Here is a 16915-nt window from a genome sequence, read left to right on the forward strand (position 1 = left end):
AAGAAAAAGTGTTACCTGTAGCCAAAAAGCGTTTTTAGAATTTGCTGTGCTGAATAAAGTAACAATATATCAGCAAAAAAGTTGGTCTTAATCACGCGATGTGCTGTGTTGCTAAATATTATGTTTGTCTTTCTAGCAATCAAGAAAGTATAACGATAGTTTGCATAAAATAGAGTATAAGTATAGCTTCTTAAATGTTCTCTTATGAATACACTAAAACTAAAAGAAGATTGATATATAATCAATCTTCTTTTCTAAATGTTTAGAAATTAAACGACTACAATAGAATCGATACGGATTGTTTTTTGAGATTAATCCGTATAAGCTATTGAGGTAACACCGTTGTTCTCCACAATTTTCATGTTTCTTTTAGTTGCATAAAAATTCATTGATTTACCATCTAATAACGGATTGTTATTAGCTTTAAAAACACTAATTTGAATGACCACATTGTTTTTAGCATCAATTGATTTGTGACCATTTGCAGAAATGTTATAATTTGCAGCTGATATACCATGAGTGTCGTCATTCCAATCATACCATTTCACAATTACCTCTTCGTTTAAAGTGTTTTCCATATTAAAAGTGTACGCCATAATAAAATATTTTAGATTAATAACACTGTAAAGGTATGTTGCTTGAGATGTTTAATTACCCGTATTAATACCGCAACTCAAAACAGAGTATAACTACTTGATTATTATGTGAGTAGCATAGTTTTGACGTTCTTTTAAAAATTAGGATCTAATGAGTGGGTTAGGGCAAGCTCACATGAGAATATTTTAAAATGTAAACGATTTCTTGATTTAATCCAGATAACGACTGCTTGTTAATGTTTTTTTTTAGTGGAAACAACTTATGAAATTGTCTAGCTATTAATAAATTAGGACGAATCATAACAAAATATTTATCAATTGCAGCTAAATAACCTCATTTTTGGTTCGTGTAGTACTTTAGAATAGGTTTCGAATGCTTGCCAATTTAGACTCATATTTTTTAAAAATAGAAAACTTGTATAAGCTAGCCTTATAATTTATCGGTAACAATCATCTCAATTAAACAAGAAGATTCACTAAAGAGATCATTTAGAATTGAAATAGTATACCGTTCTAAATTAATGGTATAATTGTTTTTAATTTCAGAGCTAGAGAAACTATAGTGCTTAACAAACTCTTTTTCTTTCACCGTTAAGGTATAATTGATGTCACTAAAGTAGGTCCGGTTGCTATCTTCCGGTGGACCGTCGTATCCCCACTCATGTATATATTCCGTGATTTCTATTACTAGGGGTTTGCCGTTTTTATCTATGGTTACACCTTGTTTGCTTGAAAGTGCAAAGGGTTTCCCAAATTGTGCCTGTTCAATGATGAGGTATTTGTTGTTATTTTCAATCTTAAACGTAAAAAAGTAATTTTTATAAGCTTTGGTGTTATACTCTTTTGTTATTGGATTAGTATCACAAAAAAAATCGAGTATTGGTAGGCCCTGATTGTCAACTCTAAGATACATATCTCCAATAAGGTGGTTGGAAGTATTGTTGTCGTAGACCTGAAGCAAAGTCTCTATATTGAGCTCGTTATATTTTGAACACTTACTTAATCCTTCAACTACTGCTATTTTTTTCATGGATTCTTGTGTGCTCACAATTAATGAGATGGAAAAAAACGAAAGCAAGAGGGCTACTTTTTTCGATTGTGATAGTGACATTTTAATAGACGTTTTATGTGCCTAATGTAGTGATTAAAATTATAGGTTCCCATCCCACCATGGGATTCATTCAGTCAGGTACTTTGTTTTTCCACATTGGGCGAATGGCCCCTCTTTTTTGAAGTTTATTGGGTTGTCTTTTGAAAACTTTAAAATCAAACTAGCAAACTGCTCTTTTTTTTCTTCAGATACATTCTCAGTCAAGACTTTAAAGAAATAATTTTTTATTTTTCCTTCGGCACTAAAATATATTTTATGAACAATGGCGATGGAATGATCTTCTACTTCCCAATCAAAATTGTTTTTAGATAGAAAATCACCTATGCGTTGGTGCAAATTACTCCAAGATTTGACCACTAAATTGTAGTCAGATGTTGAGATTTTAGGGTTTAATAAATTGGGATGTGTTGCATCTAAATGCAACGTATTGTATTGAGATAGTTCTTGTTTATTGTCGTAATTGAATACACCAATGTGGTCATTATGCATACAGCTATCCACGACAAGAAGTATTAAAATAGTAAAGCTTATTTTTTTAATGGTTTTGATTGTCATAGCCTTTAAGTTATAGTTCTCAAATATAACTAAAAATATAGTTTAAACTAGTTTTTTAGTTTTAAAATAAATCAAATCATTGTCCGTCATCCATTTTTTAAGATATAAGACACTATGGTTTGCCTAATTAGATTCTGCATAAGCCTTGTAACTGCTGTGTTTTAAACTCTTTTTACGACTTAATTTTAATATGGGATGATATGGTTTAGATATAAGTAGCAATGCTGAAGCGATTTATGTTAACTAAGAATTAGTGGGGTAGACGTATGATAAAAATTATAAGAGAGCTATTGGGCATCTTCAATGGATGAACGATAGCGCTCAGTGGCCTTTTTCAGGTTTTCTGATAGTGATTTTAGCCAACTCATGTGATTGGAAATCAAATAGGCTTCCTGAAGCCCATGAAGGGTTTCGGTGTCTAATTCGGTATTTCCTTTTCTAATGTTTTCATCTCGTAGATTTGATAATTCTTGATATTTTCCTAACAACTTCTCTTGCGCATCTTCAGCAAGGTCTTCGGCTATTTTCTGCTTGATTTGTGAATGGTCTAAACTATCAACCGACATCTGTAGGGTATTAGATATTTTTTTTATTAGGACATCAAATTCTTTTGAAGCAGGGGTGGTTTTATGATTAACGATGAAATTACCTATAGATGCAATGGCAGAGATCATGGTTTGATTAAGTGTTACAATTTCATAAATAAGTGGATATTCTTTCTGTTTAGATTTTGGATCTTGAGTCAATCGTTGAAAAGCCGCATTTAAATTACCAATGGCGGAAAAGCCTCTTTGCGAGCCAAATTGTAGGATAGCCTATGTTGTGATGTGTCTTGATACAACTGTTGTGTGGCCAAGAGGTAATTTTTATTCATGTTTAATGCATTAAGTAGAACCTTTGTGAGGTTGTTGACCTCCCAGCTTGGAAATAGCAAATAATTAGCAAGAACTGCGATGGCACATCCAATAATGGTATCTATGACACGAAATTGTATGACTTCAAAAGCATTGGGGTTGATTAAAGAATACACAAACACGATACTAATGGTGATTAGTGCAGCAGCAGACTTGTAATTTTGCTGGATTAACGCAAACGCTAATATTAATGAAACAATGGCCAATATGGCATAAACCACGACATTTTGAGTCAACAAAACAATACCAACAGCCACTGCAGCGCCAATGAGTGTTCCAATGATACGGTCTTTGGAGCGTTCTTTGGTAAGTCCATAACTAGGCCTCATAATAACCACGATGGTCAGTAGAATCCAATAGGTGTTTTGAATGTCAAGGAGAAAGCCTAACAGGTAGGCAAATACAATCGCAATGGCAAACCGTAAGGCATGTCTAAATAGTGTAGAATCTAAGCTCAAATTTTGAATAAGGACATTGAGGCGGTATTCTTGGAGTGTTAAAAACTGACTCGAATCTTGTCTTTTTAAGGATATTTTGGAGGCCTCTTTTACATTGGCCATCGCCCGTCTAATAGCTCTTATTTCTTGAAGCAGTTGTTCTTGGTAATCGTATAGGTTTTTCAGAACCAACGCACCTTCACGGGCTTCCGGTAATTTAACCGTGTCAATGTAATTTGTAATGGAGGCGTTGGCTTCTGATAATGCTTTTAATAAGCTGTTTTTATTTGGTATTTTATCCTTTTGAATCAGTAATTCAGACAAACGGATGAGGTGGTTCCCCATGATTTTGTTGAGCTTTTTAGAGGCCTTCAGGAACTCCTTTCGTTCACCAAAAATGCCATCGATCATGTTGTAGTCCAAATGTTTTGCTTCTATTAATTCAAAAATATTGATGGAGGAGATGAAAATAAGGAGTTGCTTTTCTTCATAACGCGAACGACCGGAACGTTTACGTTCGGTTAGCAGAGTTTCTCGAAGGGTTTCGTGTTTCTCGTTAATTTGATGTTGAAGCACGAAGGTTTGTTTTAGTAGTGTGTCACGTTTTGTTTTCTTCGTTAGTAACTTGGCGCGTAATTTTAGATACGCACCAATAAGATGAAGGGTGTCTGATAAGAGCTGGTTTTGATCCTTTTTAGGAGCCAGTTTTTCAAAAATATAGGACACCACCAAATACCAAAGACCACCAAGCCCCATAAGGGAGACTTGCACTAAAATTTCATGCGGTGTTTCTATGGGAACGGCAAACGCCAAAACCATGGCTAACAAGCCGAAAAGGACACTAAAGAGGCTCTAAAGCCATACACCGAAATGAGGGATACAATAAATGAAACCGCTGTAAGTACAATCAATAAAAGCGGGAGAAACGGTTTTGAGAAAAGGATGATGACCGTAATAACCATGGTTAATACAATACTTACTAAAATGGCATTGACCTTACGTTTAAAACTTCCTGGAATATCGCCTGGTGCATTTAAAAAAGTACCAATGACAAGCGCTGGAGCATATTCAAAATATCCTAAAATGTGCAATACAGCAAAGGGGACAATAATACCCACTCCCAGCCTAATGCCTCTGTCAAAACTGGAGCTTTTTAGAAATAATTCTAGTTGTTTGAGTTTTTCTTTCAAGGCGGTTCAATTTAAATGTAAAGTTAGAACAATTGCGTTGAAGTATGGTCTCCTATCGTTATTTTAGTTGATAGCTTGAAGTACCATTTAAAAATAGCTTTTCTCTATAAATATTGATGCAAAACCTATTTGGATACAGTAGTAGGGCTTCATTTTATAGAATAAGGGGTTTCGTGTTCCTTTTGTATGACCTATAATTCAAAATCCAATCCTCAAATAGTTGTTAATAGCAATGGTTATTATTAAACAAATACTAATGATACTCAAATTAATAACGGCCCGTTTCATCCATAATAATTTAGAGAAATCGTGCTTTAAAAGTCTAGATAGAATCACAGCTAATCCCATAATGAAAAACCAAATGGAAAAGAAAAATGATATTTTTCCACGAAAAATAGTGGTCACAGCATCGTGTATCATTCCACAGAAAATGAAGGTAAATAGCAAAGCCAATTCAGCTTTAATCATACGATTAAGTGGTTTAAATATACATTTCCCTAAATAATACCCAAAAATGGGATTCCAATAATTCCAAAAAGTAGAGAAGTTTCTCGCGCCTAATGAACGGTACAGATTGTTTCTTAAAGATCGAGGACTACCAATAGAGACACCATTTCTTTTTTTGATATACTGCAATAAACTCATTTCCATTTGGGGTATGATTTAGTCGTGTTTTACGGTTGTGTGCAAGTTGGTGTGTATGGATTTGCTCTAAATTAGTAAAAGAAACCGAACCAAAGGATAATTGCTTAGAATTTAAACAGTAATAGCAGGACTAAACCGATCTCGTAGTGTGCCTAAAAGCTATTGATTCCTGATAATGTGACATTTACTGCGGCTAGTGTTGCTTTAGAAAAAATGGATAAATATAAAGTAGTGCAGTAATTTCTTTTTTTAGAGGGGCATTCTTCAGGAAAGGGCTGCCCGTTTTAAGCACTCTTTTTTTGTTTTAAATTATACAGCTTAAACTTTATAAATACGCTTCAAATTCCTAAATTTGCTTTTCTTTAAAAGATATAGAATCATGTTCAATAATTTAAGTGAGAAGTTAGATAAAGCGCTACACGTATTAAAAGGTCACGGAAGCATTACAGAAGTTAATGTTGCCGAAACTTTAAAAGAAGTACGCCGTGCCCTTTTGGATGCCGATGTTAACTTTAAAATTGCTAAAGATTTTACCAACCGCGTCAAAGAAAGAGCTTTAGGTCAAAACGTGTTAACCACATTACAGCCGGGGCAGTTAATGGTTAAAATCGTAAAAGACGAGTTAACCGAATTAATGGGAGGCGATGCAGAAGGTCTAAACTTGTCTCGGTGCACCTACGGTTATTTTAATGTCCGGGTTACAGGGTTCCGGTAAAACGACTTTTTCAGGGAAATTAGCAAATTATCTTAAAACTAAAAAAACTAAGAAACCTTTATTAGTGGCTTGTGATGTGTATCGTCCTGCTGCTATTGATCAATTACATGTTGTTGGAGAGCAACTTAAAATTGATGTTTACAGCGATAAAGGGAATACGGATCCTGTGGCTATTGCACAAGCAGGTATTGCGCATGCTAAACAAAACGGACATAACGTGGTAATCATTGATACTGCTGGTCGTTTAGCTGTAGATGAAGCCATGATGTCCGAGATTTCAAACATTCATAAAGCCATTGCGCCGCAAGAGACATTGTTTGTTGTTGATGCTATGACTGGTCAAGATGCCGTAAATACAGCAAAAGCTTTTAATGATGTGTTGAATTTTGACGGTGTCATTTTAACAAAATTAGATGGTGATACGCGTGGTGGAGCTGCTATTTCCATTAAATCGGTAGTCAATAAACCCATTAAATTTATTGGTACTGGCGAAAAAATGGAAGCGATAGATGTCTTCTATCCTTCACGTATGGCAGATCGTATCCTTGGAATGGGTGATGTGGTGTCATTAGTAGAAAGAGCACAAGAGCAGTTTGATGAAGACGAAGCAAGAAAGCTTCAGAAAAAAATAGCCAAGAACCAATTCGGGTTTGATGATTTCTTAAAACAGATTCAACAAATTAAGAAAATGGGGAATATGAAGGACCTGGTTGGGATGATTCCTGGAGCAGGTAAAATGATGAAAGATGTCGACATAGATGACGATGCCTTTAAACATATTGAAGCCATCATTCATTCTATGACAGAACAGGAAAGAACCAACCCTTCAGTCATTAATGCGAGTCGAAAAAAACGTATAGGAAAAGGATCGGGAACATCGGTGCAACAAGTGAATCAATTACTAAAACAGTTTGATCAGATGAGCAAAATGATGAAGATGATGCAGGGAGGGAAAGGTAAAGCCATGATGCAAGCCATGAAAAATATGGGGTAGATGAGTAAGTCGTAAACCGTCCACAGTAGGCAGTTTACTCTTATGTTAGCCAATTTTAACACAATAGAAATTGCAGACTGCACACTGAAGACTGCTCACTGAAGATAAAAAAAATGACCATACTCGACGGAAAAAAAGTTAGCAACGACATCAAAAACGAAATCAAAGCTGAAGTTGATAAAATGAAAGCCAATGGAGAGAAAGTGCCCCATTTGGCCGCTGTTATTGTAGGGAATGATGGTGCGAGTCTGACGTATGTTGGCAGTAAAGTAAGAGCTTGTGAACGTGTTGGTTTCGAATCGACTATGGTGCGTTTATCAAACACGACTAGCGAGATTGAATTATTAGATAAAATTGAAGCCTTAAACAATAATGATGATATTGATGGTTTCATTATTCAATTACCATTGCCACCACAGATTGATACCCAAAAAGTATTAATGGCGGTGCATCCGAGATAAAGATGTGGATGGTTTTCACCCTATGAATTTCGGGAAAATGGCATTAGACATGTCTACTTTTATTCCTGCAACACCCTTTGGTATTTTAGAATTGTTAGATCGTTACGATGTGTCAACCAAAGGAAAGCATACCGTGGTTATTGGGCGCTCGCATATTGTGGGTAGACCCATGAGTATTTTAATGGGACGCAAAGGGTTTCCTGGGAACTCTACAGTGACACTAACACATAGCCACACTAAAAACATTACGCAAATAACGTCTCAGGCAGATATTATTATTTCTGCATTAGGTGTGCCTAATTTTTTAAAGGCAGAAATGGTAAAAGATGATGCCGTTATAATAGATGTTGGAATTACCAGGAGTTCCGGATGAAAGTTCTCCAAAAGGGTATATTATTACAGGGGACGTAGATTTTGAAAATGTGAGTAAAAAAGCAAGTTTTATCACACCAGTTCCTGGAGGTGTCGGGCCAATGACTATTGCGATGCTTCTTAAAAACACGCTTTTAGCTAGAGAACGTCACAGACTCTCATAGACTGTATTTCACTATATTACGGGTATGAATTTTATTCAAACCATTAACAATGTTGCATTTGCGATTGGAAGTTTGCAATATGGGGTGCCCATATTTTTAGGTGTCTTTTTCGGGGTTTTTATTATATATAGGGCTAAGAAAACGTGCGAATTAAAAAGACAACAACAGATTTTTAATGGTTGGGACTTCGGTCTCACTGTCTATTTTATTTTACCACTTATACTTTATAATGGGAGGAAGTTATAGTATTCAAACAGATTTACCGCTGTTTCTCTGTAGCTTTATGGCGCTTTTTATTTTTGCGTTTACGTATTACAGAAAATACAACTAATAGAGGATTCTAAAGTGACGCTTTCAAATTCAAGAATTGAAATTCTTAATATTAATAGGGTTATTGATAAAGCTCAGATTGAGACTGCCGAATATGACTTAATTCAGCAGGCAACAATAGAAAATTCTAAAATATTATTATTAGAGAAAATTAAACAATGGGAGGAGACTTATTTACTCAAATCTCCAATTAATGGAGTTGTAAATTTTCATAATTATTTAATTACAGAAAACAAAAATGTTTTAGATGGCGAAGACGTTTTTTCAATTGTACCCGATGAGTTTGGTCAATTATTTGGTGTCTTGTTTGTTCCGTTTAATAAATCAGGTAAAGTAGAAATTGGGCAAAATGTAAATATATTTTTAGATAATTTTCCTGCAATTGAATATGGTGTTTTAAAAGGGAAGGTATCCAATATTTCAAGAATTCAAAGCAACGATGGTTATCTAGCTAAAATTGATTTACCGCAAAACCTTGTTACTTCATTCAATACTAAAATAGAATTTAAATCAAGTCTTATTGGAAAGGCTGAAATTATAACAGAAGATATGAGTATTTTAGAACGGATATTTAATAAATTTAGAGATGTCTTTGTAAATTGAAAAATCTCCTAGTCCTTATATTTTTAATTTCACTTTGTTCTTGTCATGAGAATAATATTGAATATACTTTTCACAGAGATAATATTTTGAAACTCGACTTATTACAAAACTGTAATAAAAGAATAGAAAATTACTACGATATTAATGGCAAGTACCCTTTAGTATTCCAAAATTTTGATGATACACCTTTGTATGAAAATATTAAATTTGTAAAGAACTTAAACGGAATTATTACTTTCTGTTTTATTGTAAATTGTGAAGGCCAACCAGGGAGTTTCGTAGTGCATCAACTAGATAGTGATTTTCAACCCAAAAAATTTAGTCCTCAGGTTATCGAAGAGTTAAAAAAGCTTATTTTAGAGTTGCCGATTTCAAGGCATATAAAGAATTTAATTATTATTATTACCTTACTTTCAAGATTGAAAATGGCAAAATCAAAGATATATTACCTTAGCTTAATTTTGATTATATGTTCCTGTAGTGATGAGAGCATCAAAAAGACCCAGCTTAATAATGATGAAATAAGTGAGAAGTATCTTAAAAATTGTGCTTGGCAAAATAATCTTCATTCTGAAAAATGGCAAGTCTGTATTGATTCAGCAATCTCTAAAAATAGTAATATAGCGTATTTATATCAACAAAAAGCAATGCCATACCTCAAAACAGGCGATTATTATAACGGCATGAAAAATTTGGATATTGCAGTACGTTTATCACCTAATGAATATTGTTCATATAGAGGATTCATGAAGGTTATTTTTATGAAAGATTATGATGGTGCCATTCTTGACTTTTTGGAAACAAAAAATATATCCCCAGGAGAGTATATTATGGATCATGATGTAGATTTTTTTTTAGGACTATGCTTTTTAATGAAAAAAGAATATACTATAGCAGAAGATTATCTTAATTCATCATTATTAAATGATTCTAAACATGGAGAAGATTGGATTCATTATTCAAACTTATATTACTATGCCATCGTAAAATATAAAGTCAAAGATTATGATGAATCATTAATCACTCTTGATAGGTGCTTAAAGATATATCCAAATTTCGCGAATGCTATTTATCTTAAAGCAAAAATTATGGATGAAAAGAAATTATTCAGCGAGGCTTATAGGTTGTCTGAAAAAGCCATGACGATGTTTAACAAAGGTTTTGTAATAAATGAAAGTAATGAGATTTATGTAAACTACCCTTATCAAATTTCAATGACGGATATAACAAATTTGAAAGATAAAATTCAGTATAAAATAGAACTTAATGACCTGTAATAAAACAAGCTTTTATTTTTTCAATAAAATAGTAGTCTTATCTATAATAATTATATTTTTCTCTTGTAAAAAGTCTAAAATTGAGAATGAAAAAGTAATTACTCCTAAACTCAAAATCAGTAATTATATCAAACAGGACTCTGTTAGCACATTAGTTTTTGAAAAACTAGAGGAATTCCTTTTAATTAAAAATCAAGATTTTAGATCTTCGAAATATTGGAGTGATTTAGATTTTGAACACTATATATTCCCATATAATGATATAGTTAACATTGAAATGTCAAAAGAAGGAGAATCTATTTATGAACCTAAAGTTTTGGAATTATTACACATAGAAGGCACAAATGAATACATAGTTAAAATAGCATTCTTAAAATACTCAAATCAGGAGTTAGGTATCAAATGTATTTATAATTTGATATTTGATATTAAAGAACAAAAATTCAAAAGAATTTTGAATTATAACACTAGAAACTGGAAAAAAATTGATGTTGGAGATATTGAGTACTATATTTCGCCGTTAAGAGAATTTAATATAACGGAAGCCTTAGAATTTGATTATGCTAACAAGAAAATAGCGCAATTATTTGAAATGGAATCAAAATCAGTGAAATATTATTCTTGTATATCACCCGTAGAGCTCTTTGAGATTAAAGGGTTTGATTACATACACAATATGTATATGTCAGATAAAGGAGGATTGAGTGAGGTTACCTCTAATATCCTTTTTTCAGGAAATGATTCAGATACCTATAATCATGAAATCGTTCATTTTTATACCTATGAAAAATACTATTCAACAATTGGAAATTTATCACTTATAAATGAAGGTCTTGCTACTTTTATAGGTGGAAGTGGTGAAGCATCATATTCAGTGCTAAGGAAGAAGCTAATGCTGTTTTTAGAAAAAGAATCAATAGATGTTAATGGTTATCTCTACCCATATTCTAATGATGAAATGAGGAATGAAATAGCTTATACAATAGGCGCAATTCTGTGTGAACGGTCGTTAAGATTATATGGTAGAAGTTCATTTTTAGATATTTTTTATGCAAAAAATTTACAAGAAGTTATGATTTATTTAAATATAAACGAAGCTAATTTAGTTATGGAATTGAAAAATGAATTGAAAAATGAACCCATAGAACTATTATGGTGATAATAAGAAAAATGAATTAGTTTTATGTGATTTATTTGCAATAAAAAGCCTGCTTCAATATCAATTTTAGATTATTTGGGTGATTGGCCGCATTATATTTTTGTGATAGAACTGGTATTAATTCTTTATTTCTTACTCATCTACTTTCCTTTTTATATTTCAAGTAAACCCAAAAAGATTACTTAGCAAATAACTGAGATACCTCTTTAAACGCTTTAAATTCTAGTGCATTACCAGCGGGGTCTTTAAAAAACATGGTGGCTTGTTCACCAACCAAGCCTTCAAAACGAATATAAGGTTCTATAATAAAGGGAATGCTTTTCAATTTTAAATCTTCGGCAAAAGCATGAAAGGTTTCCCATGGTAATACCACACCGTAATGCGGTACTGGTACGTTTTTACCATCTACAGGATTTGTAAGGGCTTCTTCTTGAGGTTTTTCTTTAAAATGAATAACCAATTGGTGGCCAAAAAAATTAAAATCTACCCAATGGTCGCTACTCCTTCCTTCTTCACAGTTTAAAGTGTCTCTATAAAAGGTTCTGCAGGCCTCTAAATTATGAACAGGGATCGCGATATGAAAAGGGGCGAGGGTTTTAGTAGTCATTGATATTTATTCTTTAGGAGCCGGATCATCCTTTCTATATTTAAGCATAGAGACACCTGCTATAAAAAAAACAACGCCTAAAATGGTGAGTGCCCAAGGACTTAAGCTGACCATATTATTTCCAAAGATGCCTAATACACCTAATATTAATGCTATCATCCCTCCAACGGTTAACACTAAGGCTAAAACTTTAATCATAATTTTATTTTTTGGTTAGGATATAAATTTAGAAAAAAAATAAACAATAAATGATAAAAGATTGTTAACACATTATTTGCTAGAAAAAAGAAAAACGTTTACTCAGTTCGGCGAAGGCATACAATTTTCCATGTAGGATATACTATGGTCTCGTCTCTATTTACCCATTCTCCAATCCATTTATAGCCTGTTTTCTTGAAATCATAAAAGCTTAAACGGGAATACCCCGCTGTGCCATTTGGAGCCTTTTGTTCTTTGTATAGTATGATTCTATCTTTGGCTTTACGGCCTTCCCAAACTGGAAATGTGGTAGCTGGAGATTTTGAGTTATACCAATGTACATACCAACGACTGCTGTCCTTAATAAATTGACGTATACTCCCTGAATGTGAGCCATCGGCTTTTAGCGTTTCGTCTTGAACGGCTGTACCGTTCATAATATATTTCCATTCCCACGTTATGTCTTGAGGATCATTCCAAGTGCCCTCTTGATTTCTTGTTGTAGACTTGCAATGGCATAAACCAATCATAGCTTCATAATCTTTAATCTCTTCCTGGTGCATCAGGATTTGCTTTTCCGAAAGGAAAAGATTTGGAAGGGCTATATTCGTTTTGAGCAATTAATGAAAACGAACATAGGATCAAAAAAAAGGGGAATGTTAATTTTTTCATAGCGTTACTATTTTTGAAATGTTGAAACCAAGAATAAAAAGACAATCGAGGGCTTGAAAGGCTACAAATAGTAATTTATTTATTAATAAGTATCACACCTTCCTATTTTCTTCTGCTAATCGTTTTAATTTTTTCAGTTTCTATATTTTGCTTAAAATTTTTATCAGAATCTTCCAAAAGGAAGTAGAGTGTTTTTAATTCCCCAGCAGTAAATTCACGATATTCCCCAACGGGAACGTCTAATTTAACATTCATAATCCGCGTGCGCCTAAGCGACGTCACTTCATAGGTTAAGTACTCACACATCCGGCGAATTTGGCGATTTAGACCTTGTGTTAAAATGATTTTAAAGGTATGTGAATCTACTTTTTTTACGGCACATTTTTTTGTCGTCTTATCTAAATCTTCTAAATAGATACCACCAGCCATTCTTTTTATAAAGGTTTGAGAAATAGGTTTGTCAACAGTGACTATATATTCTTTTTCGTGATTGTTACTCGCCCGTAGTATTTTATTTACAATATCGCCATCATCGGTCAAAAATATTAATCCTTCGCTGGGCTTGTCTAAACGCCCGATAGGAAAAATACGCTTAGGGTATTTTAAAAAGTCAATAATGTTGTCTTTTTCTACTCGCGTATCTGTTGTACATACAATACCAACAGGTTTATTAAAGGCTAGGTAAACGAAATCAGATTTCCTGTCGGTAATGGGTTTGCCGTCAACTTCTACGTCATCATTTTCGGTCACTTTTGTTCCCATTTCCGGTACAATACCATTAATGGTTACACGTCCAGCATCAATTAAGCGGTCTGCTTCACGACGTGAGCAATAGCCCACTTCGCTAAGGTATTTGTTAAGTCTGGTGAGTTTAATATCCATTACATTTTAATAAGTAAATTGATTTAAATCAAAGGGTTTTTTAAAATAGAAACTGTTATGAATGCCTTCATTATGAGGATCTCTTTTTGCAAAGTTACAATTTAACTGGCAATGAAGTCTAAAACATGTTTGTAAACCGTGTCATTTCTTAATCCGTGCCCAAAACCATCGGTGGTAATAAATTCTACATTATTGTGATTTTTTGCAATTTGTTCAGCATCGTTATATGGGATGATTTTATCCTGAATATCATGAATTATAAGTGTTTTGGTATGTATTGTTTTCGCAAAGTTCGCTAATGAAAAATAGGAGGGGGCTTTGTTAAATCGCTCAACAACAAGTTTGTTAAGCCCTCTTTCAATACGCTTATTATAGCCCAACATCTCAACGTAGCGTTTAAAAACCCCTGTGAATTCTGACGGGGCTCCCAATAAAATAAGTTTTTCTAAGGACTTATTTTGATAGGTGTATTGATAAAATCCTGTAGACATACCGCCAACCGAATGTCCAATAATAATTTGTGGATTGAAATGCTCTGCTGCAACATGGATACATTCAGAATACACCACAGCATTAAATTGTGTGCCACTGGAAGCACCATGGGCAGGAGCATCTAGAGACACCACGTTATAATCTAAATCTTTTAAAAGAAGGATTAAATCTTCCCAGCGGTGTGTGTTACTTTCCCAACCATGAGCTAAGAGAATCGTTTTATCGGTACCCTTCCATTGATACGTTGTAATTTTAAGATCTTCATATTTTAAACGAACGGTTTCCGCTGTGTCTAAAAAGGCTTTCTGACTGTCTAAAATGCGACCTTGTCGTGGTGTAGCAAATAAATCTAATGCTTTTACCGAAGCATATCTTGGAGAAAAATAGCTTATTAGGTTGAAGGCACTGCCAATAAGTTTAATTATGGAGTTCGACATTTATACTTCTCTATTTACTTTGTCCATTGAAAAGGCAGGTGTGCAAATGGCGATATATTCGCAAGCAATGGTAAAAGGATTCGAGTATTGTACTGCGGTATTTCGTTCTATTTTTATGGATTGGCCCGCTTCAAGAATAATTTCTTCTCCTTCAATGATGAATTGTTTTTTGCCACTTATAATATAAGTGTATTCATCGAACTCAGGGGTTTGAAATGGTTCGCTCCAGCCTGCAGGAGCTATCATATGTGCAATACTAATGGCTTTGTTGCCATCTGTAGCGTGTCCAAAATGCTCTTCTATTAACTTTCCATCTGAGGTAGGTACAACGAAAGGTGTGTTCTGAATTTTATATTTTTTCATAGTATCTATTTTAAAGGTTTTCTTTTAATCATCCCTCCTTTTAAATCTTTAACAACATTCATAATTATAAAAGCATTTTTATCCACTTTATCTATTTCTGTTTGGAATCTTGCGAGTTCTAGCCTAGTAATAATAATGTAAATTATTTCTTTATCGAATGTACTGTTTGGTTTTCCAAAACCGCCTTTCCCAGCATATACGGTGCAGGCACGTCTTAATTTTTCAGTGAGGAGTAGTCTAATGGCTTCGTGCTCTTTAGAGATTATCGTGACACCTATATATTCTTCAACGCCGTCCACTACAAAATCTACGGTCTTTGCGGCAGCGAGATAGGTTAAAATCGCATATAAGGCCGTTTCGATGGATAGAAGATAAGCGCCAACCGAAAAAATGACAATGTTGATCAACAGGAGTACATCCCCAATGGTTAATGACAGTCTTTGACTTAAATAAATGGCTAAGACTTCAGTGCCATCAATAACACTACCGCCACGCATGGCTAAACCAATACCTAAACCTAAAAAGAATCCACCAAAAATTGAAATGAGTAGCTTGTCTTGGGTAATTATTGGGTAATCAATAAAATAAACAGCTAAAGCTAATAACATAATAGCAAAAACACTTTTTATGGCAAATTTTTTACCAATGGTTTGTGTGGCTAAAATTAAAAAAGGAATATTAACAAGTAGTAATAAAAGACTTAATGGAAGCGATGTGATATTTTTTAATAGTAGCGAAATACCTGTGGCGCCACCATCGATAAAATGGTTGGGGAGTAAAAAACCTTTGAGTCCAAATCCTGCAGAGCAAACACCAATAACAATAAAAATAAACTCTTTTATGGCATGACTTAATTCAACTTTTATATTGTTAAGAACTGGCGCAATCTGCAATGGTGTAACAGGCTGTTTTTTTAATTGTTTCGCTTCAATTCTTTTGCGAGCAACATCAATTAAGAATTTAGAAAAAAGTGGATTCATGAGTTTTGTATTTGAGCTTTAAACGTTTTATACTAGTATATGAAACCTCCATTAAAATTCTATTTATTATAATCTTAGAGTCAGAATATAGCAGTGTTTTACTATAATTGGATAGCTACCACCCCACCATAAAAAATTTAATTTTTGCAGCACCAGGAATTTGAATGGCTTCAATATCTTGAGTCATATCGAAGCGCAAATTAGCTGGCAGCTCTTGTTTTGCAATCGTGAAATACATATTGTTGTCATTTACAAAAACAACCACATTTCGAAGTGTGTTTTCAATATTCGAAATTTTGTAATCTGTTTTGATATCACTAAAAGTACTTAGGGTATTAAGTCCTTTCTCTGTTTTATAACGGCTGTCAATTATTTTTACCGTTCCAATAGTTGCTGTGGAGTCTAAAGCTTGTTTTGGGGATAATGACAGGAGGTGTTTGCCTCCTTTTTCATATATTTCAATATCATTAACGTTGCCTAAAAATTCATCCCCAGCTATTTTAGTAACTACAGAATCCTTTGCGAAAATGGTTTTTATATCTTTAACTTGAGTAGAATCTGTAAGTAAGCCAACACTTTGTGTTGAGATTAGAAATGGATCTATTTCTTTTTGACATGACGTCATAATAATAGAAATCACGAGTAGAGTAAATAGTGTTTGTTTCATGTTTTTTTCTTTTGTTCCGAAGCTTCGGATGCTTGATGTTATTATTTTGTTTATTTATTATAAATTTAAGCAGACACTATGAATTAAATATCAA

General features: G+C 33.6%; 15 protein-coding genes and 3 pseudogenes. 5 read left to right on the plus strand and 13 right to left on the minus strand.

All coding sequences use genetic code 11. The features are described from left to right. Positions 1 to 311: 311 nt before the first annotated feature. The 5 genes and pseudogenes from N7U66_RS17765 to N7U66_RS17785 form a co-directional block, all read right to left on the minus strand. Positions 312 to 596 (minus strand): hypothetical protein, encoded by a 285-nt coding sequence (locus N7U66_RS17765; protein WP_267676322.1) that lies wholly within the window; start codon positions 594 to 596, stop codon positions 312 to 314. A 430-nt stretch (positions 597 to 1026) separates the two neighbouring features. Continuing rightward, positions 1027 to 1707, minus strand: coding sequence for a hypothetical protein (locus N7U66_RS17770; protein WP_267676323.1), 681 nt, complete (start codon positions 1705 to 1707; stop codon positions 1027 to 1029). Between the two features lie 66 nt (positions 1708 to 1773). Further along, positions 1774 to 2262, minus strand: coding sequence for a hypothetical protein (locus N7U66_RS17775; protein WP_267676324.1), 489 nt, complete (start codon positions 2260 to 2262; stop codon positions 1774 to 1776). A gap of 287 nt (positions 2263 to 2549) precedes the next feature. Continuing rightward, positions 2550 to 4803, minus strand: a pseudogene (locus tag N7U66_RS17780) (FUSC family membrane protein). Positions 4804 to 5001: 198 nt separating this feature from the next. Further along, positions 5002 to 5448, minus strand: coding sequence for a hypothetical protein (locus N7U66_RS17785; protein ID WP_267676325.1), 447 nt, complete (start codon positions 5446 to 5448; stop codon positions 5002 to 5004). Between the two features lie 379 nt (positions 5449 to 5827). Between N7U66_RS17785 and ffh the strand changes: the two are divergent. The 5 genes and pseudogenes from ffh to N7U66_RS17810 all read left to right on the plus strand — a co-directional run bounded on the left by ffh (position 5828) and on the right by N7U66_RS17810 (position 11523). Beyond that, positions 5828 to 7157, plus strand: a pseudogene (gene ffh / locus N7U66_RS17790) (signal recognition particle protein). 113 nt (positions 7158 to 7270) lie between these two features. Beyond that, a pseudogene (locus N7U66_RS17795) lies at positions 7271 to 8154 on the plus strand (bifunctional 5,10-methylenetetrahydrofolate dehydrogenase/5,10-methenyltetrahydrofolate cyclohydrolase). A gap of 345 nt (positions 8155 to 8499) precedes the next feature. Continuing rightward, positions 8500 to 9087, plus strand: coding sequence for an HlyD family secretion protein (locus tag N7U66_RS17800; RefSeq protein WP_267676326.1), 588 nt, complete (start codon positions 8500 to 8502; stop codon positions 9085 to 9087). 86 nt (positions 9088 to 9173) lie between these two features. Beyond that, a complete protein-coding gene (locus N7U66_RS17805) occupies positions 9174 to 10364 on the plus strand; it encodes a tetratricopeptide repeat protein (protein WP_267676327.1) in 1191 nt (396 codons plus the stop codon). Beyond that, positions 10354 to 11523 (plus strand): hypothetical protein, encoded by a 1170-nt coding sequence (locus N7U66_RS17810; RefSeq protein WP_267676328.1) that lies wholly within the window; start codon positions 10354 to 10356, stop codon positions 11521 to 11523. Before N7U66_RS17805 ends, N7U66_RS17810 begins: the two co-directional genes overlap by 11 nt. A gap of 178 nt (positions 11524 to 11701) precedes the next feature. Here the strand turns inward: N7U66_RS17810 and N7U66_RS17815 are convergent, their stop codons facing one another. From N7U66_RS17815 to N7U66_RS17850, 8 genes are all read right to left on the minus strand, one after another. Next, positions 11702 to 12130 carry a VOC family protein gene (locus tag N7U66_RS17815; protein WP_267676329.1) on the minus strand — a complete coding sequence of 143 codons (429 nt, stop codon included), beginning with the start codon at positions 12128 to 12130 and terminating at the stop codon, positions 11702 to 11704. Between the two features lie 6 nt (positions 12131 to 12136). Beyond that, on the minus strand, positions 12137 to 12328 hold the full coding sequence (locus tag N7U66_RS17820) for a hypothetical protein (RefSeq protein WP_267676330.1): 192 nt from the start codon (positions 12326 to 12328) through the stop codon (positions 12137 to 12139). 98 nt (positions 12329 to 12426) lie between these two features. Then, complete coding sequence (locus N7U66_RS17825) at positions 12427 to 12891, minus strand: hypothetical protein (RefSeq protein ID WP_267676331.1); 465 nt, start codon at positions 12889 to 12891, stop codon at positions 12427 to 12429. Positions 12892 to 13102: 211 nt separating this feature from the next. After that, complete coding sequence (rluF, locus tag N7U66_RS17830; protein ID WP_267676332.1) at positions 13103 to 13882, minus strand: 23S rRNA pseudouridine(2604) synthase RluF; 780 nt, start codon at positions 13880 to 13882, stop codon at positions 13103 to 13105. Positions 13883 to 13983: 101 nt separating this feature from the next. Further along, the gene (locus tag N7U66_RS17835; RefSeq protein WP_267676333.1) at positions 13984 to 14811 is read right to left on the minus strand and encodes an alpha/beta hydrolase; all 828 of its coding nucleotides are present in this window, start codon (positions 14809 to 14811) and stop codon (positions 13984 to 13986) included. Beyond that, on the minus strand, positions 14812 to 15174 hold the full coding sequence (locus N7U66_RS17840; RefSeq protein ID WP_267676334.1) for a cupin domain-containing protein: 363 nt from the start codon (positions 15172 to 15174) through the stop codon (positions 14812 to 14814). It lies immediately after the preceding gene. A 5-nt stretch (positions 15175 to 15179) separates the two neighbouring features. Next, on the minus strand, positions 15180 to 16154 hold the full coding sequence (locus N7U66_RS17845) for a YitT family protein (protein ID WP_267676335.1): 975 nt from the start codon (positions 16152 to 16154) through the stop codon (positions 15180 to 15182). 115 nt (positions 16155 to 16269) lie between these two features. Next, a complete protein-coding gene (locus tag N7U66_RS17850) occupies positions 16270 to 16821 on the minus strand; it encodes a hypothetical protein (protein ID WP_267676336.1) in 552 nt (183 codons plus the stop codon). Positions 16822 to 16915: the final 94 nt, after the last annotated feature.

It is taken from the genome of Lacinutrix neustonica (genome assembly GCF_026625145.1).
Classification (GTDB): domain Bacteria; phylum Bacteroidota; class Bacteroidia; order Flavobacteriales; family Flavobacteriaceae; genus Lacinutrix; species Lacinutrix neustonica.